The sequence below is a fragment of the Vibrio sp. TH_r3 genome, from assembly GCF_033101115.1.
Classification (GTDB): domain Bacteria; phylum Pseudomonadota; class Gammaproteobacteria; order Enterobacterales; family Vibrionaceae; genus Vibrio.
This window is the reverse complement of sequence record NZ_JAWMPW010000001.1, coordinates 330,281-351,178: the sequence shown is the minus strand read 5'-3', so window position 1 is coordinate 351,178 and position 20,898 is coordinate 330,281. Positions and strand designations below refer to the sequence as shown.

Here is a 20,898-nt window from a genome sequence, read left to right as displayed (position 1 = left end):
AACCGTATGAATGATAAAAATTTAGTAATGCATACTTGCGATGGTAACGAAGCCGCTGCACATGTTGCATACCGTGTCAGTGAAGTTTGTGCGATTTATCCCATCACTCCATCATCGACAATGGCAGAATTTGCCGATCAGTGGGCGGCAGAGGATAGGCGAAATATTTGGGGTAATATTCCTCTCATTGCAGAAATGCAAAGTGAAGGTGGTGCGGCAGGTACGGTACATGGTGCGCTTCAAAGTGGCGCCTTAACCACAACGTTTACCGCGTCCCAAGGGTTAATGTTGATGTTGCCTAATATGTACAAAATCGCAGGAGAGTTAACCGCCTGTGTATTCCATGTCGCTGCTCGTTCATTAGCCGCGCAAGGGCTATCAATATTTGGCGATCATCAAGATATTATGGCTGCCAGAGGAACAGGGTTTGCTTTACTTGCGGCATCATCGGTACAAGAAGCACATGATATGGCACTTATCGCTCACACTGCTACGTTGTCGGCGAGAGTGCCTTTTATCCATTTCTTTGATGGATTTCGTACCTCCCATGAAGTCAATAAAATCAACCTGATTGCTGATGAAGTTGTAAGAGAAATGATTTCCGATGAACTAGTTCGTGCGCATCGAAATAGAGGGTTAAGTCCTGATACACCTTTTATTCGTGGTACGGCACAAAACCCCGATGTGTATTTTCAAGCACGAGAAACCGTCAATCCATTTTATGCCGCAACGCCTGCTATCGTACAACAATGCATGGATAAGTTTGGCGAATTAACTGGACGTCACTATAAATTATTGGAGCTATATGGTTCGCAAGATGCCGAACACGTGGTTATTGCTATGGGGTCTGGAGTAGAAACACTCAAAGAAACCGTCGATTATCTAGTAGCAAGAGGCCAAAAGGTCGCGGTATTGCAAGTACGACTGTATCGTCCTTTATCAACTCAACACCTATTAGCAGAGTTGCCTGACTCAGTGAAGGTTATTACTGTGCTGGATCGAACCAAAGAGCCAAGCGCAACGGCGGATCCACTGTATCAAGATATTATCACTGCCTTAATGGAACAAGTAGACAACTTAGCGGGAATGCCTAAGGTATTAGCGGGTCGATATGGCTTATCTAGTAAGGAATTTACTCCTGCAATGGCAAAAGCGGTATTCGATAATCCTCAACGTGAACAAAAAAATCACTTTACGGTCGGTATTGTTGACGATGTTGGTTTTTCTAATCTTCAAGTCGACCACAGCTTTGACATAGAGCCGAGTGAAGTGGTTCGAGCCATGTTTTATGGATTAGGATCGGACGGAACCGTAGGTGCGAATAAGAATACCATTAAGATTATTGGTGATGATCCAGATTATTTTGCGCAAGGATATTTTGTCTATGATTCTAAAAAATCAGGATCACAAACTGAATCTCATTTGAGGTTTGGTCACCATGAAATTAACAGCCCATATTTGATTCAATCAGCCAACTTTATTGCTTGCCATCAACAAACCTTTGTTGAAAAAACCGATATGTTGGCTAAGGCAGCAGAAAATTCGACTTTCTTACTAAACTCATCTGTTGACAAAGAAAAGGTATGGGATTCGTTGCCCGCTAGAATGCAACAACAACTTATTAATAATAAGATGAAATTCTATGTCATTGATGGGTATAAAGTTGCGCGCCAAACCGGAATGGGCAACCGAACTAATACCATCATGCAAACCTGCTTTTTTGCTTTATCTGGTGTTTTGGAAAAACAGCAAGCGATTGAAAAAATCAAGAAAGCGATTGAGAAAACATATGCTAAGAAAGGGCCAGAATTAGTTAAGAAAAACTTCTTAGCGGTTGATCAGGCGTTGGCTAATTTGCACCGAATTGATGTTCCCGACAAAGTCAGCGCAACAGAATCTGAAATTACATTTGTCTCTGATAAAGCTCCTGATTTTGTGAAACACGTAACGGCGAAAATGATGGCAGGAGAAGGGGATTTAATTCCTGTGTCACAATTGCCAAATGACGGGACGTACCCTTCTGGTACCACTCAGTGGGAGAAACGGAATATCGCGCAAAAAATTCCAATTTGGCAAGCCGATCAGTGTATTCAATGTGGTAACTGCAGCATAGTCTGCCCACATGCCGCTATTCGCGCCAAATTTTATGATAAATCGATGCTTGAGCAAGCACCAGAAGGGTTTAAATCTGCTCATATTAGCGCAAGAGGTTTCCCTGAAATTCGCTATACCTTGCAAGTATATGCCGAAGATTGCACCGGATGTGGCTTATGTGTTGATGCTTGTCCTGCCATTACTGAGCAAAATAAAGAGAGCGAAGTAGAAGCAGAATTGCAACCACGCAAAGCGATTAATATGCAACTAAAAGCACCTTACATGGAACAGGAAGTGGCAAGTTTGTCCTTCTTTGAGAAAATTGCTTACAACGATCGTTCCAGAGTGGATTTCTCCCATGTTCGAGGGGTGCAGTTCTTGCAACCTTTATTTGAGTTCTCCGGTGCTTGTTCTGGTTGTGGTGAAACGCCTTATCTTAAGTTAATGTCTCAACTGTTTGGTGACCGGTTAATGGTAGCGAATGCAACAGGGTGTTCCTCCATTTATGGTGGTAACTTGCCGACGACACCTTGGTCGGTTAACGACAATGGTCGAGGTCCTGCTTGGTCTAATTCATTATTTGAAGATAATGCAGAATTTGGCTTTGGTTTTAGATTGGCAGCGGTTAAGCAGTATGAATTGGCTGAACAACTGTTGATTGAAAACCGACAACACTTGGACCCACTGTTAGTGGACCAATTACTTAACGCTACTCAGCTGACCGAGTCTGATATTCAAGCGCAAATCAAGCGAGTTAATACTCTCAAAAGTGAGCTGCAACAAGTTAATTCAGAATCGGCGCGCAATCTTATTTCTGTCGCCGAGCAGTTGGTGCGTCGATCCATTTGGATTGTGGGCGGAGATGGTTGGGCTTACGATATTGGCTCTGGAGGGCTTGACCATGTATTGGCAAGCGGTACGGACGTTAACGTACTGGTTATGGATACCGAAGTATATTCCAATACGGGTGGACAGATGTCGAAATCGACCCCTCTAGGGGCCGTTGCGAAATTTGCTGCCGCCGGAAAACAAGCCACCAAGAAAGATATCGCAATGCAAGCGATAGCTTATAATAATGTGTACGTGGCGCGTGTCGCACTTGGTGGTGATCCGCAACAAACTTTGTTAGCAATGCGTGAAGCAGAGTCGTATCGTGGTCCATCCATTGTGATCGCATACAGTCACTGTATCGCTCATGGTATTAATATGGAAGATGGATTACGCCAGCAACAACTTGCGGTTCAATCCGGACACTGGCCTTTATTCCGTTATAACCCAGCATTGAGAGACGTGGATATCAATCCATTTTCATTAGATTCTTTACGACCTACAAGGTCGCTCAAAGAATACCGAATGAATGAGGCAAGATACCAAGTATTGCAGCGAAGTGACCCTGAAATGGCAGATAGAATCACTGAACAAGCGCAAGAAGTGGCGCAAAGGAAGTGGCAATTATATGAGGAGCTTGCTACTCGACGTTCAGGTAGCGTAGCTCCGCACGTAGAGCTCGCCACAAATAAGTGATGAGCCAATTATGCCGAGCTAAATTATTTATTACTAAGGGCCGTAAGGCCCTTTTTTCTAACCTGTTACCGCAATAATGCCTTAAAGTTGATTGGTTGTGTTTTGGTGTTCTTACAATCAAAGCCTTTAAAAAATACCAATTTTAAGTGCAAAAACGTAAACCAGTTCAGGTAGGATCGCTGCGTAAACTGCCAACCAATATAAAGTAAAGATGATAATAACTGATTTTAATAGAGCCGATAAATTAGGGTTCATTACGCTACCTTGCTAACGATGTCATGCACTATAAAAGCAGTATTCGTGCCATACGTTAACTGCTTGATTGTTATTGAAAATCATCCCGTTACATGAAGTTATATTGTCAAATAGACAACAGTTGTAGTCTAATTGACACTTCATGCTTGTCAATTAGACATTTTATACTATAAGTAACCCAATTATATTTTATTATAAGTAATTGAATTTTATATATTAAATTATATTTCTATTGAGTGGTTTTTATTGGCACATATACTGCTGTTACAGCTTAGATGTTTTAAATAGTAAGGTTGTAGCTTGTTAAATATTACCGATAACAGTAAAGAACAGAAAATCACACCATTATTTAGACTGGGTTTTCGTCCATTTTTCCTTTTTGGCTCCATTTACGCCATCTTCTCCATCATCATTTGGGTTAGTGCCTTTCAACATGGCCAACCAGAAGCACTTAATGTTCCCGCTCTATGGTGGCATGTGCATGAAATGTTGTTCGGTTTTGCCATGGCAATAGTGGCGGGTTTCGTTTTAACAGCAGTGCAAACTTGGACTGGAATAAACGGCACGAAAAGTACTCGTTTAGGCATAGTGGTTGCTCTTTGGGCGTTACCCCGAGTGTTATTTTGGACTGAGACACCGTTGTGGGTTATTTCGATAATAGAGGCGATCTTTCTTGCTACCGTGACGTATGAAGTTGGTTTTAGAGTCGTAAAATCAAAAGGATGGAAGAACTTATTTTTCGTTCCGTTGTTTGTTTTGGCTCTTATTGCCAACTTTGCTAGTTATGCCACCATTAAAGGATTACCTCCATTTACAGCCTTAGCCGTGTGGCAAGCCATGTTATGGTGGTTTATATTGCTTTTATCGGTAATGGGCGGGCGAGTGATTCCTTTTTTTACCGCGCGTAAATTTGGTTTTGAAAAAGCACAGCCAAAATTGTGGTTAGATATTGGTGCTAACCTTCCATTGGTGATGTTATTTGTTTTGAGTTTTTTCCCAATAGTAAATCAACAACTTTCACAAGCATTCATGCTTATTGGAGCTTTGTTTCAAACTATTCGATTTGCTCGTTGGAAGCCATGGAGAACGTTAAGTGAGCCGCTTGTCTGGTCTTTGCATGCTGCTTATATCTGTATCCCTATTGGTCTACTGGCCAGCGGGTTAAGTGATGGATTCTTCGAGCATAGTATGATTCATTTGTTTGCAATTGGTGCGCTTGCAGGTTTGATATTGGCGATGATTTGTCGAGTGAGTATGGGGCACACCGGTCGAGCAATATATCAAGGACCTAGAATGTGGCCAGCGTTTTTAGCGTTATTCGTTGCTGGTTTAATACGAAGTTTTGGCGTCGCGCTATCACCAGAACATTTATTATTATTAGTTAATATTACTGCTGTGTTGTGGACGTTTGCCTTTTCAATGTTCGTTTACTATTTTGCTGTTATGTTAATGACACCTCGTGTTGATGGTCATCCAGGGTAAAATACACCGAAGCAATAATAAAAGTACAGTGAATAAATAATTACTCCATCTAGCAAGGTGTTTTGTTATTTAAGCTAGTGATTTTGATAACTTTATGCGAGTCTTACTGTAATAGGTTTCTTGTTGCCAATTTTGGTTGTAGCCATAAAAATTGGTTAGTTTAGGAAGGGCTCAGTTTGCTAGTTAAGTATAAACATACCTTGTTAGGGATTATTGCCATTTTACTTTGGGCATGCTTGGTTGGTTTAACCCGAAGTGTTGCTGAACAGTTCGGTGCTGTTGGTGGTGCGGCTTTAATTTACACTGTGGCTTCAGTATTGCTTTATTTTACCATTGGTATTCCCAAGTTTCGTTTGTTGGGATGGAAAAACATTGTTATTGCTGGTGGGCTATTTGCTGCTTATGAGGTGTGTTTTTCCTTGGCATTAGGGTTTGCCAATGACCGACATCAAACCATTGAAATGGCGGTGATAAATTATCTTTGGCCTTCATTAACCGTATTATTGGCGGTTTTTGTTAGTAACAAGAAAGTAAGCTGGCTAATTTATCCAAGTATTTTACTTTCTTTTGTTGGTGTGGTTTGGAGCTTAACGGGAGACGAAGGGCTTTCTATTAGTCAATTTACCGCCAATGTAGCAACCAATCCGCTTGCTTATACATTGGCATTGGCAGGCGCTTTTATCTGGGCAATATATTGCAATGTGACCAAGAAGCTATCGAATGGCTACAACGGTATTACTCTGTTTTTTATCTTTACTAGCATCGTGCTTTGGGTTCATTATTTTTCTTCAGATCAACCACCATTGATTTTTACTCTTGAATCCTCACTTAACCTACTTGTTACCGCTATTGTGATGGGGAGCGGGTATGCGCTGTGGAATATTGCTATTATCGGCGGCAACATGCTGTTTTTAGCTACGCTGTCTTACTTCACGCCAATTTTATCAACCGTCTTTTCAATCATTATTTTAGGGATCGCTATCACTGCTACTTTTTGGCAAGGCGTTGTTTTGGTGACAATTGGTTCTTTTATGTGTTGGTGGGTAACCAAGGAAAACAATTAGTCAATCAAAGACTGACTAATACAGATAAGGTTATTTGTGTCAGGGAATAGTTCCGCATCAGCCGGATTGTAAGACTAACCACGACCAATATTACTTCCTTGTACCTTGGTCGTATCTGTTGTTGATAAAAATATTCTTCGCTTGTAGAAAAATCGTATGTTGGTAGATAAAATTTATCTTGGTAGAAAGTAGTACGCACCATGGAATAGAAGGAGTTATTCCATGGATAATGTATATATTCCCGCCGTTATGCCTATCGCGATAATTAACACAATAATAGCTCGACGGTTTGATTTTAATGTTACCGTAATATTGTTTTCTGCTTGATAGCCAGTAATCATTGCTTTCACTAGTGGCTTGTTACGTAATTTATAAACAATAATGGCAAAAATATGTAAGCCAACAAGAATAAACAGGCCGTCAATCAAATTTTCATGGATAAAAACACAGACGTCGAAGATGTCATCATTAAGCCAAACGGTTGAACCCGGAAGAGGATCGAGATAACCCGCTAAAGCCAGTCCGGTTAAGCACTGAAGTAATAATGCTAAGATCATAACCAGAGCCATGTAGCCGCCAGCTGGATTGTGACCAGGTTTCTCTACATAATTCCCTTTAAAGTACTCTATTACAGCCAATGGAGAACGTATAAAAGTGGAGAAACGGCTGGTGTCGCTGCCAACTGCTCCCCAACATAGTCGCCAAATTAATAGAGTAAACAGAGATAAACCTAAGTAAACATGAGGGCCTTCTCCAGTGATACCAGTATAAGCGAGTCCAGAAAAGAGTAGCGCTTGGATCCAGTGATAGAGCCTTGTTGGTAAATCCCACACTTTCATCTTATATTCCTTATATAGGTAAATTTAAGTAAATTATACTTGGAAAGCTGTCTTATGCTTTGACAATTGTATAACATTTCAAATGCTATCTAATGGTCTGAAAACTATACATTAGCTTGAAAATTGTCTAATGTTATTAACATAAAGGTAAAACGTACAGTTTCCTTACACATATTTACACAAACCGCAGAATTGTGTCACTATGTATAAATAATAAACAGCTTATTGTTCCTGTTTTTACTTGAAGCGCAGCAGTGTTGGTTGGCACTTTTTCATCTCAGTATTGCACTTTTGCTGAGAGGTTAGTTTGCTAGTTTGCAGATACAAGTGATAATGGACCAGTCAGCAACATGGAGGAAGTCAATGTGAAGAAACAATTATTAAGCCTTATCATGCTCGTTTCTGTCTCAGCGAGTGCTGCAAATTTTGATACTGAAATTGCTGCTCGTCAAGATGCTTATAATGGAATTCAAGACAACGTAAAAGCCGCTGGTGGTATGTTAAAAAGCGGTGAATTTGATTATACAAAATTGGAAATGTTGGGTGAAACATTATCCATGCACTCATCTAGCCTAAAAACATTATTTCCAGAAGGTAGTCAAGAAGGCAGTAATGCTAAGAAAGCCGTTTGGACCAATATGGATGATTTTACTGAGCGACTAAATAAACTCGACCAAGGCTTCCAAGATTTTTATGCTGGAGCTAAAGCACAAGATCAAGCCATGTTGGTGGCAGGATTTAAAGATGCAACCAGTACCTGCAAAGGTTGCCATCGTAAATATCGTAATAAAAAATAGTTATATTAGCCCGTTGATTGATTAAATAAGCCGTCAATACCAATTAAATAGTGTATTGACGGCTTATTTGTTTATGGATTAAATGTTAAAAAATCAGTTTCGATAAACTAAAGCAAGGAACAACATGAGTACGATTCTTGAGTGTATTCGCACCGTTGGTAGAGGGGAGAGAGGTAGAAAACCGCTGACTTTCGACCAAGCATATCAGGTGATGGATGAATATTTAGATGGCCAAATTGGTGATGACCAGATGGCAATGTTGATGATGCTAATTAGAGTCCAGAATGAAACCCATGATGAAATTGCTGGTTTCGTAAAAGCTTTTCAAACTAAGATGCCAGATGTGGGTGCCGATATTGATTGGCCTTGCTACGCAGGTAAAAGAGCCAGTGCTGGCAAGCCTTGGCACATTATAGCGGCAAAAATATTGGCTGATAATGGTTATAAAGTGTTGCTACACGGATATTTAGAAGAAAGTTCAACTCGAGAGCATGCCAAAACGTATTTGCATCAACTTGATATTCCTCAGGCTAAAGATGCAGAACACGCAAAAATGTTACTTGCACAACATAATATTGCTTACCTTTCTTTAGAGAATTTTGCGCCACAAGCGGTAGTTATGCTTAATTGGAAAAACCGATATGGCTTAAGAACGCCAATGAATACAGTGGTAAGAGCACTGAACCCAGGCAAGGCTAAATACGGTATCCGTGGAAGTTTTCACCCGGGGTACCAACAATTACACGCAGAAGTAGAACAAAGTGTCGGGTTAAGTAAACACGCTGTTATTTCTTTTAAAGGACAGTCTGGTGAATCTGAATACAACCCTAAAGTGAGTCAAACGGTCTGGAAGAGCGATAGTGATGGTGTGAGTTCGCATTACTGGCCAGAAAGTATGTTGTCTGATATCCCGGTTACGGATCATCCCTTGCTCGATACACCACATAGTGAGAGCAACTTGCTCGCTAATACTGTGGTAGCGACCTTGTCCGCTGTTTTGTTTGCCGAAATCAATGTAAGAGATGAAGCTTATGACAAGGCGTACAACATGTGGTCAGCTTGGGCTGAAATAAAGTAAATCTTACAATGGCTTGGGTGTTTGTTGCTATTACTGCTGTTAGTTAGCTCCTTGTTGTTATTAGAGCTTAAGCCATAGTTAGATTTAATTTAAAGTTGCTAACCAAAATACAAGTAGAGAAAAGTTAGCGAATAAAAAAGGCTAGGATTAGTTTCTGTATTAGCTTGTTATAGGGCGGTTGAATGAATTTGCCACTATTAAACTGCCCTCTTTGTAAGACTGTCTTAGCGTGACTCATGGTCTTAAAACCCTCGATACCATGATAATGTCCCATTCCTGAATCACCTATTCCTCCAAACGGAGCATCTTCCGCAGCAACGTGAAAGACGGTGTCATTGATACATACTCCACCGGAATGAGTTTTTTGTAGTACTTGAGTCTGGGTATTTTTATCGTAGCTCATCAAATAGAGTGCCAATGGTCTTGGGTGACTATTCACGTAGTCAATAGCCTCTGATAATGATTGATAGCTAATGATGGGTAATATTGGTCCAAACACTTCCTGTTGCATAATATGCATATCATCATTTACATTGACTAGTATTTGAGTAGGCCACTTTTTATTAAGGTAGCTTTGGGATTGACTGATGATATCCGTACTGTCCTTGTTGTCCAAAGTAGTTAGAATTTCACCTGTATCGCATTCACCCATTGTATCTGCTGAATATACCTTCGCTCCTTTATCCACTGCATCTTGTAATAATGTACTTAGCCGTTGTGCTTGTTTCATATTGATTATCTGGCTGTAGTCATCATTATTGGCGAAATCTGGGTACAGAATTTGAAATTTATTTTGGTAAGCTTGGATAAATTGCTCCATTTTATCCAATGGACAAAGTACGTAATCTGGCGATACACAAATTTGTCCGGCATTTAAACACTTACCATAAATAATCCTTTCGACGGCGGTTTCTATCGATATATCATCGGCAACAATAACGGGTGATTTACCGCCCAATTCTAAGGTAACTGGGGTGAGATTATTCGCAGCTGCTCGCATTACGTGCTTGCCTACCGTCGTTGAACCAGTAAAAAATAGGTGATCAAAATCAAGCGCGGTAAATGAAGTTGCCACATCAACGTCGCCTTCAACAATCGCAACATGATTGGTTGAAAATACTGAGCCAATTAATGAACTCAATACCTTATTAGTGGCTGGCGTGAATTCAGAAACCTTGATCATAGAGCGATTACCCGCTGCAATCGAAGTGACCAGTGGGCTTAACGCTAACATGATCGGAAAATTCCATGGTGCAATAATACCGATAACCCCTTTGGGCTGATATTCAACCCTGATTTTTGCTGGAGTAAGTAGCAAACCTGCTTTACGTTTGCTTGATTTCATCCATTTTTTGAGGTTTTTTATTGTGTAATTTATCTGGCTGATCACCGGGAAAATATCACCAATTAAGCTGTCAGTCTTAGAACGATGACCAAAATCTTCACTCATTGCTTGGACTAACTCAGCTTTATGTTTAAGGACAGCGCATTTTAACGCTTTTAATTGCTGCAACCTTTGTTGCAAAGAAGGCAAAGGATATTGGTTAAAATGGTTTTTTTGCTGTGTAAATAGATGAATAAGTTGCTTGTTACGGGTATTTGCTATCTCTTTTGAAGATGGAGGCATACGTATTCTCTTTAGCGCTGGAAGTGAGTGATATGTGAACAGGCAACTGGGTTTAACATGAGGACACTAAAAAGGGCTAACTGAGCTAGCCCTACGTTGAAGATTAGTTTTTCTTAGTTGCCGCTTTCCAAAAACGACCACGACAGCGTTTCAGCTGTGCTTTGCGTGTTTTCCTAATCATAACTTCCCTCGTGTTAATTATAATGGAACTTATCTATTTGAAGGTACGTCAAGTCACGTTTTATAAGATATTATCAACAAGATTACATAAGTAAAGAGATTCTAATCACATTAAGATGTTTATTTGACACTGAATAGAATGTTGACGTTGTGTTTTACCGTGAATCGATCTTGTTTCATTAATTGGTCAGTATTAAATACTCATCCCGTTCAATAGTTGCACGAAAATCACTCAAAATATCGAATGTAATGCCCTATTTTTTGCGCTAAAAAGTAGCGGATTTTAGCCATTATTTTGGCCTTTTTTTATTGAAATATTCTACCTACCCAACTACCACTTTAGGATTATAACATTTTGATAACATTGGTGCGTGGTGCACTAATAACATGCGCACAAAAAATCTGAGTTTATTAAAATGTAGATTAATTGACTGATATTAAACAAAAAAATGCACTTGGCATGCTCCTTGATATGTCTAGATTAGAAGCAACAAAATTTAGCACGATTTTCACCAAGATAAATCGATAAACAAAATCATGATATTCGGATGGATTACCAAGTAAAAATACGCAGTGTTTTCCGAACCCAATATAAGCAAGTAGTGAAATGGAGATTTCAAATGTACAACAAATCAGCAATTAGAAAAGCAGTCGGTATTGCAACAGGGATAGCATTGTCGGCATCTTGTATGGTGAGCAGCGCCTGGGCAGAAGTAGGAGAACCTGAAATTGATGAGCTTAAATTTGGTTTTATTAAGCTTACCGACATGGCTCCTTTAGCGGTTGCTTATGAAAAAGGTTTTTTCGAAGATGAAGGGTTGTATGTCACGCTTGAAGCTCAAGCAAATTGGAAAGTGCTGTTAGACCGAGTTATTGATGGTGAACTGGATGGTGCCCATATGTTGGCAGGTCAACCGTTAGGAGCAACCATTGGTATTGGTACTCAAGCAGAAGTTATTACCGCATTTAGTATGGATTTGAATGGTAATGCGATAACAGTATCGAATGATACTTGGGAGCAGATGAAGCCTTATTTAGAAATGCAACCCGATGGAAAACCAGTACATCCTATTAAAGCGGATGCGCTAAAACCGGTAGTAACCAGTTATCAGGATGAAGGAAAGCCTTTTAACATGGGAATGGTATTCCCGGTTTCAACTCATAACTATGAGTTACGTTATTGGTTAGCGGCGGGAGGCATTCATCCTGGCTATTATGCGCCTGAATCGGGGGATAATAGCGGCCAATTAGATGCCGATGTAATGTTATCTGTTACGCCACCACCGCAAATGCCAGCAACGATGGAGGCAGGTACTATACAAGGTTATTGCGTGGGCGAACCATGGAACCAACAAGCTGTATTCAAAAACATTGGTGTTCCGGTTGTTACCGATTATGAAATTTGGAAAAACAACCCAGAAAAAGTGTTCGGTGTATCGAAAACATGGGCGGAAAAATATCCTAATACGCACATTCGTGTAGTAAAAGCATTGATTCGCGCGGCGGCTTGGTTAGATGAGAATGATAATGCCAACCGTGATGAAGCAGTAGAAATGCTGGCTAGAAGTGAGTATGTCGGAGCGGATGTAGAAGTTATTGCAAATAGTATGACTGGAACATTTGAATATGAGAAAGGCGATAAACGCGCTGTACCTGATTTCAACGTATTTTTCCGTTATAACGCAACTTTTCCTTATTACAGTGATGCGATTTGGTATTTAACTCAAATGCGTCGTTGGGGACAAATCCCTGAAGAAAAATCTGACCAATGGTATATGGATATCGCTAAAGAAGTTTATCGCCCAGATGTGTATCAAGATGCAGCAGAAGCGCTTATTGAAGACGGTGTTTTAGAAGCGAAAGACTTTCCAAAGTTTGATTCTGAAGATGGCTTTAGGGCACCACAAACTCACTTTATTGATGATGTAGTGTACGACGGAAGCAAACCAAACGATTACTTACAGAAGTTCTCAATTGGTCTTAAAGGCGCAGATAAAGTCTAACTTTAATTGCAATTTAAATTTAGATGAATTTTAGGCTAAGGAGTCGTTATGTCTAGCAATGTTATTTCTATCTTGCCCAGTAAAAAGTTAATGGCAAATCATTCAAAGTTGGTTGTGTATCCTATATTGGGTTTTATTCTGTTCTTGCTAGTTTGGCATATGTCGGCGAAACAAGTGCAAACGTCATTAGGAGCGCTTCCTGGCCCTGTACAGACGTACACGCAATTCGTGAATCTTATTGATGAACATTTTGCTGAACGAGAAAAAGGCGTGGCGTTTATTGAACGACAAGAGGTTCGTAACGCCGCTAAACTGGCTAAGAACCCCGATGCTAAAGTGAAAATTAGGCCATATACGGGTAAACCGACATTTTTTGACCAGATAGTAACTAGCTTAATTACGGTATCGGCAGGATTCATATTAGCTTCTGTCATAGCGATTCCACTTGGTATTGTGCTTGGGTTAAACCAAGGGCTTTACCAAGCCTTTAATCCAGTGATTCAGCTATTAAAGCCTGTTTCTCCTTTAGCATGGCTCCCTATTGTGACCATGGTGGTTAGTGCCACTTATGTGAGCGCAGACCCTATGGTTCCTAAATCTTTTGTTACTTCGTTATTAACGGTTGCATTATGTAGTTTATGGCCAACGCTTATTAATACTGCGGTAGGGGTAACTAGCGTTGATAAAGACTTAATTAACGTAAGCAAAGTACTTAGGTTATCTTGGTGGCAACATATTCGTACTATTGTTCTACCTTCTGCTATTCCGATGATTTTTACTGGTTTACGTCTTTCACTAGGAATTGCATGGATGGTGCTTATTGCGGCAGAAATGTTGGCGCAAAATCCTGGACTTGGAAAATTCGTTTGGGATGAGTTTCAAAACGGTAGCTCTGCATCATTAGGAAGAATTATGGTTGCGGTAATAACCATTGGCTTTATTGGCTTGCTGTTAGATAGAGGCATGCTAACTATACAGAAAAAACTTTCGTGGGATAAAACCCAAGAGCTCAGATAACTGGGAAAAGGAATGTAATTATGTCGAATGTATTTTTAGAATTAACCCAGTTAGGAATGAGATTCCCAACGCCTAAAGGTGAATTTGTTGCCTTAAAAGATGTCAATTTAGATATTAAGCAAGGGGAGTTTATTTCGTTAATTGGCCATTCAGGTTGTGGTAAGTCGACGGTACTAAACTTGGTCGCTGGTTTGCTTAATGCCACCGATGGCGGTGTGATTTTAGATGGTCGAGAAGTGGATGGTCCAGGACCTGAAAGGGCGGTTGTGTTTCAACATCATTCGTTATTGCCATGGCTGACCGTGTATCAAAACGTTGAATTAGCGGTAAAACAAGTGGCAAAAGGAAAATCAAAAGCGTGGATTAAACAACAAGTAGAACATTACTTAGAATTGATTCAAATGCAGCATGCTTCTGATAAAAAGCCTTCTGAAATTTCCGGTGGTATGAAACAGCGTGTGGGAATCGCAAGGGCGCTAGCGCTTAAACCTAAAGTGCTTTTAATGGATGAACCCTTTGGCGCACTTGATGCGTTGACCCGTGCCCATCTACAAGATTCGTTGATGAAAATTCAAGCTGAGTTAAACAATACCGTAATTATGATCACCCATGATGTGGATGAAGCGGTATTATTGTCTGATAAGATTGTAATGATGACTAATGGTCCCGCTGCAACTATAGGTGAAGTGTTAGATATTGAGCTTGCACGACCCCGTAATCGCGTTGAGTTAGCGGATAATCCAACCTATCAAAAATATCGTCAGTCGGTACTTCGTTTCTTATATGAAAAGCAAGTTAAAGTGGAGCCTCTACCAACGTCATCGGCGTCAGCCAATAAAACACAGCCAGAAGCAAAAACCGCTTAATGCGAATAGAATTCCTGTCATCTTTTGCCCTCGAAAGAGGGCTTTTTTATGTGGGAACTAAGCGTTCTACTACCAGCAGTTTATTACCATAGAAAAAGTAAAAAGAGTACACTTTGTACTCTTTTTACTTTTATTAGTTACAACTAATTAGCTTATTGCAAATCAGCTTACCGTTAATCTGATTACCACCAAGCTTCAAACATCGCACCAATACTTACTGTATCAGTTGTTGTATCTGCAGATTTTTCACCAACGGTTCCGTAGAAACGTAGCATTGGACGACTCCATGGCAGACCACCAAGAGAGATGTTTTGAGAAAGCGTTAGTTTCCAGGCATCACTTGTATCGCCTTCATCAGGGTCAACCATAGCATAGCCAGCTTCTAGCCACGTAGAATGGATATCATCCCAACGATATTGAGGACGAACAATCAGATTGTACTCATTTTGTTCGGTTATATCATCACCAGATTGGTTGTAGAAACCAGCCAAGTAATCAATGTTCCAGTTATCAGCGGGGCTAAATCCACCGTCGTAAGTAACATAAAGAGTTTGGTAATCTGAACCATTTACCCCTAGAACCGAATTAGAAGCACCGTCACCATAACGAATGTGTAGGCTTGATGAAGAAAACTTAATTTGAGTACCGACTAAAAAAGCGGTCGCATCCTCAGCGTCTCCACCTGCGATGTTGCTATCTTTATCAGAGGTAAAACCGAAGTGTGCATAGGCATCAATGGCGGCAAAACCAGCATCAATATCTTTTACTTTACTGGTAATGGCATATTTGCCATTATCATTACCAAGAGATCCTTCGTTATCATCTACGCCACCGACAAAAGCGAGGTCAAAACTTGCACCACCTAAGTCCATATTTTTAAACCCACCACCTTGACCATCTTCAATCGTCACGTAGTAGTCATTTAGACCTTGTTGTAAACGAGCGTGAAAATCGCGACCGGCCCATACATACATATCCGGTTGAGATTCAAAGATATTAGAGGCGCCAGCATAGAATCTTTTCAAATTAACGCCACCAGCAGAGCCCCAATCGTCATTTGACCAGTGTTCAACCATTACGGCTAGATCCCATACTGCATCATTTTCTGCTGTGTATTTTTTTGCAATACCAAATTCACCACCGTTTGCTTCGTTACCCAAGCGACCAACAGTTTTGCCAGTACTACCAATGTCTACATAGCGAGAATCACCAGCTTGATAAACTGCACCGTAACGAGCATAACCAAAGAATCTTACCGCGTTAGTTTGGTCTGCCATTAGTTTTTGTAAATCGGCAATCTGAGCTTCCATAGTAACTGGATTCTCTGATGCCATTTCTTCTGCTACTGTACCAAATGTAGTAAGCGAGGATGCCACTGCTAGGGCAAGAGATAAAACCTTAAAGTTTTTCATTATCAGTCCTTAAAATTTGTAGGTTTTTTTTGTTATTTCAGTAGCGAGTTTATGGAATGAAACATGTGAAAAGCTCTTGTTAGGTCACACACTTTGTTGCAGTGTTAGGGATGAAACAAAATACTATTGATGGAGTTGTTAGTAATTAGCGGATACGCTGTAAAAATCATATATTTGCATAACTATTAGTGAATAATATGAATGTTTGTAATCGCTTTCATTTCATGAGATATATTCGTTTATGTCACATAAATAATGTCAATATATTATCTGGCAATACTAATTTTTTTGAAAGCTTTCATTATTGTGAAAAATTAGCTTGGTTTTCATTGTTGTATATTAAATTTATAATCTAATCATTGCTTTTTAATAATAATCATTTTTATTTTCTGTTTGTTTTAAGTGTGTTTGTTTTGTGGTGTAATTTGGTGATAAAAAATAAACTCTGATTTGTTTTTTTGGATTTTTTACTTTCCCTATATTTTTGTATGGCAAGTTTTCTGTTATTTATTTCCAGTTGATTTTCTTGTTAGATTGTCTGCTTACTTGCATTTTTTTATGAAACAATAACTAATATTAAATGGTGCGTTTTAGGTTTTTAAATTTTAAATTGTATAAAAACAGCAACTTGTATTTCTTTTATTTTTAAAGTATTGAGTTTTAGATTTCATAGAGAATAAAAAGTCAGATGGCGTGATATAACTCACTCTTTGTTTTGAATATTAAATTTATGATTGTTATCCCAGCGTTCTTTTATTTCATTCTATATATGTTAATAACTTGATGGTTTTAATTTAATTAGTGGTTAATCTGTTAGTTATATCTGATGTTTGTAGTTTTGCGGTGGGGTGTGGTATTAATAATCCTATGTTTTATTTTTATTTGATATTGTTCTATTAAACGACATGTCTACTTGTGTTTTTTAGGGTGCTTAGGCACCCTTTTTATTTTTAAATCTTTAGGTTTTCTTTATTTTTCATTGGTTTCTTGTTCTCTTTATTTGTACGAAGAGTTCGAGGTTTTCTACATGTTGAGTTTTATCATGAAACCACAATCCATGAAACAGTTTCACAGCGCTAGTGTTTCCTGTTGGTGTTTTCAAGTTTTTTGAATTTAGCTTCTTGACCTTAATTTCAATGTGAGCAAGTTCACGAATTACTATTTTGATTACTCTATTATTCGCTGCATGAAAGCGGTTTCGAATATGAATTTATTGGTCACGCTAAAGTGCGCAACAAGCAGTTGATAGTGTAAAGCTAACTGATTTTATTACTCCATCTATTTCCACAAAAAGCAACTGAAAGGGGGCAAAAGTAATGACGACGATTAAAGATGTATCAGAGCATGCTGGCGTCTCACAAGCAACAGTGTCCCGAGTTGTGAATGGTTCTTGTCGAGTGAGTCACGACAAAAAACTTTTAGTAGAAAAAGCAATTAAAGCATTGGGCTATCGGCCTAATTCTATTGCTAAAGCATTAGCGTCAAGTCGAACAGGTAGTATTGGTGTGGTTGTACCTGAGTTGTCGGCGTTTTACTCAAGAATGCTACAAGCTATAGAAGATCAACTGCGCCGTTTGGGCTATCACCTAGTGGTGACTTCAGGCTCAAATGATGAGCAAGGCCAACTAGAAGCGATCGACTTTTTATTAAGTCGTCGAGTCGATGCGGTCATTTTACATACTCAGCATGTTTCAGACGATTACTTGATCAATTTAGATAATGAAGGGATCAATTTAGTTTTGATGAATCGCTTTATTCCTGAACTTGCCACCAGTTGTATCGAATTAGATAACGAGTTAGGAGCCAATATTGCGACTAAGTATTTAATTGATATGGGACATACAGAAATTGCTTGTATTACTGGGCCGCTTTCTAAATCTGATGCTAGAGGTCGTCTGCAAGGTTACCGTGATGCACTGGAAAATGCTGGGTTGGAGTATTGCGAATCACGCGTAGTGGAAGCAGGATTCACTGAAGAAACTGGCGCAAGTGCTATGTACAAACTTCTAAACCGTGATTGCCGTTTTAGTGCGGTTTTTGCAGCTAATGACCATATGGCCTTTGGCGCATTTGAAGAAATGAAAAAAGCCAATTTATTGGTTCCACAAGATGTATCACTGGTTGGATTCGACAATATTTTATTTGCTCGATACCTTACTCCAGGGTTGACCACCATAGATTTCCCTATTGAACGAATGAGTACTGAAGCGGTGCAACTTATCCTTCAGAAACTTATTAAGAAGAAAACTAAAGTAGATTTTAAACTTTCGCCTGCTCTTGTTATTCGAGACTCGGTGAAGAAACTCGCAACTCATTTATAATAATGAAGGACTATAAGATGAACCTGAAGACTCTTACCTTATCCAGTGCCGTAGCGCTAGGTCTTGCTGCTACTGCAAATGCGGCTGATACGTCAATTCGATTTGACGGCTTTCCAGATTTTGATAGTAGCTTAAAAGTAATTTTGCCTGACTTTGAAAAAGAATCTGGCATTAAAGTTGACTATTTGATGAATAATCATGGTGATCACCATACTAAGCTAACCACCAACTTGGCAACGGGTTCTGGTGCTGGTGATGTTATTGTTGTTGACGTTGAAAAAATTGGTCCTTTTGTTGCTTCTGGTGGTTTAGTAAATTTATCAGAGCAGTATGGCGCTGATAAATATGCGGAGCGATTTGCACCGTATGCATGGACTCAAGGTAAAGGTGGTGACGGTAATGTTTATGGTATTCCGGTTGATTTAGGTCCTGGTGTAATGTACTACCGCACGGATATTCTTGATAAAGAAGGCGTTAAACAAGCAGCAGTAATCAAGGATTGGGACTCTTATATTGAATACGGTAAACAACTAAAACAAGATGGTGTTTATCTTATTGCTTCTGCTGCTGATGTTGCTCAAGCGATCATCTTTACTACCGTACCTGAAGGTGAAGGGCTCTATTTTGATAAAGATGGTAAGCCAGTTGTAACGTCAGAGCGTTTTGTTCATGCATTCGAAGTCGCCAAGCAGATTCGCGATGAGGGCTTAGATGCACGTATTACCGCATGGTCTAACGAATGGTATGAAGGATTTCGTAACGGTACTTTTGCCACTCAACTTTCTGGTGCTTGGTTATTAGGTCACCTGCAAAATTGGATTGCCCCTGAAACCGCTGGCAAATGGGGTGTATCAAACCTTCCTGATGGCATTTATGGCAGCTGGGGTGGGTCTTTCCTTTCAATTCCTAAGCAATCGACTAAGCAAGACGAAGCATGGAAGTTGATCGAATATATGACAACGAATCGCGATGTTCAGCTTAAACACTTTGAAACTATTTCAGCATTTCCTGCTAACACCACAACTTATGATGATGCATTGTTTGACCAAGAAGTTGAGTTCTTAGGTGGTCAAAAAGCGCGTCAATTGTTCGCTGAAGTGGCAAAAAACATCAAACCAGTTCAACCAGGTCGAGGTGACCACGTAGCCAAGTCTATCATCATGGAAAATGCGTTGATGGAAGTATTAGATGAAGGCAAAGATATCAAAACAGCGCTTAGCGAAGCCGAGCGTCTAATTTTACGTCGTACACGTAACCTTAAGTAATATATTTAAGTAAACTATCGAGGTGCCTGTCCCATTAGGACAGCGCCTCATTCTAGTGAGGTCGTTATTATGAGTCAGGCAATGAAGGATACAGGGTTGTCGAATCAGGAGGAACTTTCTGAGAAGAAAGGGTTTCTTTCATGGTTAAATATGAAAGCGCTTACACCGTATGGATTCCTTCTACCTTTTTTAGTTATTTTTTCTGTTTTTGGCATTTTTCCGCTACTTTTTTCAGTCTACTTGTCTTTCCATACATGGAACCCAGTAGAAGGTTTAGCTGCAATGGATTTTGTAGGTTTGGAAAACTACAGCATTGCATTAACAGACCCTTGGCTTTGGCGTTCGCTAAAGAATACTTTTTGGTTAGCGATTACTTCTGGTGTTGCTCAACACTTTGTGGCTATTCCTGTTGCTTATATTTTGGTGTCGCTTGGTGACAGACTTCGTCATTGGTTAACTTCGGCGTATTTCTTGCCTTACATTACCTCTACCGTTGCTGCCTCACTTATCTTTTTCAATATGTACTCACCTAATTCTGGGGTGATTAACCAAGCGTTAATGGGGTTGGCTGACAGCTCATTATTTGGTTGGGCGTTTGCTTGGATTAATGACTATCAGCCTATTCGATGGTTGGATGATGCGTCGTTTATCAAGCCTTCGATTGCTATCGTGGTCTTTTGGAAATACACCGGTTTTAACATTGTGCTATATACCACTGGCCTGATGACTATTCCGAAAGATATTTTAGAAGCAGCGAGAATGGATGGTGCCAATGCACTACATCGTTTCTGGCATGTTTCCTTACCAATGATTCGTCCATTCGTGTTCTTTGCTGTCACTATGACCATTATCGGTAACTTACAACTGTTTGAAGAACCATTTGTATTAACCAAAGGTCTTGGTGGTACGGGACAGGCGGGTTTAACCATCTCTATGTATCTATATAAAGTGGGTTGGGAGTGGCTAGAAATGGGGACAGCGTCTGCTATTTCATGGTTGTTATTCGCACTTATTGCATTCTTTACAACGATTCAATTTGTATTCTTTGGTAAAAAAGGCTTGGGGGAACAATAA

General features: G+C 39.8%; 15 protein-coding genes. 11 read left to right on the top strand and 4 right to left on the bottom strand.

Translation table 11 applies throughout. The features are described 5' to 3' along the window. The first annotated feature begins 6 nt into the window (after window positions 1-6). Entirely contained in the window at window positions 7-3,618 is a 3,612-nt protein-coding gene (nifJ, locus tag R3X26_RS01480) for a pyruvate:ferredoxin (flavodoxin) oxidoreductase (protein ID WP_317715341.1), read from the top strand. Window positions 3,619-3,744: 126 nt separating this feature from the next. Here the strand turns inward: nifJ and R3X26_RS01475 are convergent, their stop codons facing one another. After that, entirely contained in the window at window positions 3,745-3,873 is a 129-nt protein-coding gene (locus R3X26_RS01475; protein ID WP_317715340.1) for a hypothetical protein, read from the bottom strand. 300 nt (window positions 3,874-4,173) lie between these two features. On the opposite strand from R3X26_RS01475, the gene R3X26_RS01470 reads away from it, so the two are divergent. Then, entirely contained in the window at window positions 4,174-5,355 is a 1,182-nt protein-coding gene (locus R3X26_RS01470) for an NnrS family protein (protein ID WP_317715339.1), read from the top strand. Window positions 5,356-5,531: 176 nt separating this feature from the next. After that, window positions 5,532-6,419, top strand: coding sequence for an aromatic amino acid DMT transporter YddG (yddG, locus tag R3X26_RS01465; protein WP_317715338.1), 888 nt, complete (start codon window positions 5,532-5,534; stop codon window positions 6,417-6,419). A gap of 215 nt (window positions 6,420-6,634) precedes the next feature. Here the strand turns inward: yddG and R3X26_RS01460 are convergent, their stop codons facing one another. Beyond that, window positions 6,635-7,258, bottom strand: coding sequence for a cytochrome b/b6 domain-containing protein (locus R3X26_RS01460; RefSeq protein ID WP_317715337.1), 624 nt, complete (start codon window positions 7,256-7,258; stop codon window positions 6,635-6,637). A 365-nt stretch (window positions 7,259-7,623) separates the two neighbouring features. Between R3X26_RS01460 and R3X26_RS01455 the strand changes: the two genes are divergently transcribed. Both R3X26_RS01455 and R3X26_RS01450 read left to right on the top strand, forming a co-directional pair. After that, window positions 7,624-8,055, top strand: a complete 432-nt coding sequence (locus R3X26_RS01455; protein WP_317715336.1) for a cytochrome c — start codon at window positions 7,624-7,626, stop codon at window positions 8,053-8,055. A 124-nt stretch (window positions 8,056-8,179) separates the two neighbouring features. Beyond that, window positions 8,180-9,133, top strand: a complete 954-nt coding sequence (locus tag R3X26_RS01450) for a glycosyl transferase family protein (RefSeq protein WP_317715335.1) — start codon at window positions 8,180-8,182, stop codon at window positions 9,131-9,133. Window positions 9,134-9,257: 124 nt separating this feature from the next. On the opposite strand, the gene R3X26_RS01445 is transcribed toward R3X26_RS01450, so the two are convergent. After that, the gene (locus R3X26_RS01445; RefSeq protein ID WP_317715334.1) at window positions 9,258-10,760 is read right to left on the bottom strand and encodes a coniferyl aldehyde dehydrogenase; all 1,503 of its coding nucleotides are present in this window, start codon (window positions 10,758-10,760) and stop codon (window positions 9,258-9,260) included. Window positions 10,761-11,629: 869 nt separating this feature from the next. On the opposite strand from R3X26_RS01445, the gene R3X26_RS01440 reads away from it, so the two are divergent. Genes R3X26_RS01440 through R3X26_RS01430 form a run of 3 tightly spaced genes read left to right on the top strand, consistent with a single transcriptional unit; the run spans window position 11,630 to window position 14,826 of the window. Continuing rightward, window positions 11,630-12,943, top strand: coding sequence for a CmpA/NrtA family ABC transporter substrate-binding protein (locus R3X26_RS01440; protein WP_317715539.1), 1,314 nt, complete (start codon window positions 11,630-11,632; stop codon window positions 12,941-12,943). 48 nt (window positions 12,944-12,991) lie between these two features. Beyond that, entirely contained in the window at window positions 12,992-13,960 is a 969-nt protein-coding gene (locus tag R3X26_RS01435; RefSeq protein WP_317715333.1) for an ABC transporter permease, read from the top strand. A gap of 20 nt (window positions 13,961-13,980) precedes the next feature. After that, on the top strand, window positions 13,981-14,826 hold the full coding sequence (locus R3X26_RS01430) for an ABC transporter ATP-binding protein (RefSeq protein WP_317715332.1): 846 nt from the start codon (window positions 13,981-13,983) through the stop codon (window positions 14,824-14,826). A 182-nt stretch (window positions 14,827-15,008) separates the two neighbouring features. Here the strand turns inward: R3X26_RS01430 and R3X26_RS01425 are convergent, their stop codons facing one another. Beyond that, entirely contained in the window at window positions 15,009-16,238 is a 1,230-nt protein-coding gene (locus R3X26_RS01425) for a carbohydrate porin (protein ID WP_317715331.1), read from the bottom strand. A 1,316-nt stretch (window positions 16,239-17,554) separates the two neighbouring features. On the opposite strand from R3X26_RS01425, the gene R3X26_RS01420 reads away from it, so the two are divergent. The 3 genes from R3X26_RS01420 to R3X26_RS01410 all read left to right on the top strand — a co-directional run bounded on the left by R3X26_RS01420 (window position 17,555) and on the right by R3X26_RS01410 (window position 20,898). After that, window positions 17,555-18,559 carry a LacI family DNA-binding transcriptional regulator gene (locus R3X26_RS01420; RefSeq protein ID WP_317715330.1) on the top strand — a complete coding sequence of 335 codons (1,005 nt, stop codon included), beginning with the start codon at window positions 17,555-17,557 and terminating at the stop codon, window positions 18,557-18,559. A gap of 17 nt (window positions 18,560-18,576) precedes the next feature. Continuing rightward, on the top strand, window positions 18,577-19,824 hold the full coding sequence (locus R3X26_RS01415; RefSeq protein WP_317715329.1) for an ABC transporter substrate-binding protein: 1,248 nt from the start codon (window positions 18,577-18,579) through the stop codon (window positions 19,822-19,824). 150 nt (window positions 19,825-19,974) lie between these two features. Beyond that, a complete protein-coding gene (locus tag R3X26_RS01410) occupies window positions 19,975-20,898 on the top strand; it encodes a carbohydrate ABC transporter permease (protein ID WP_411572377.1) in 924 nt (307 codons plus the stop codon).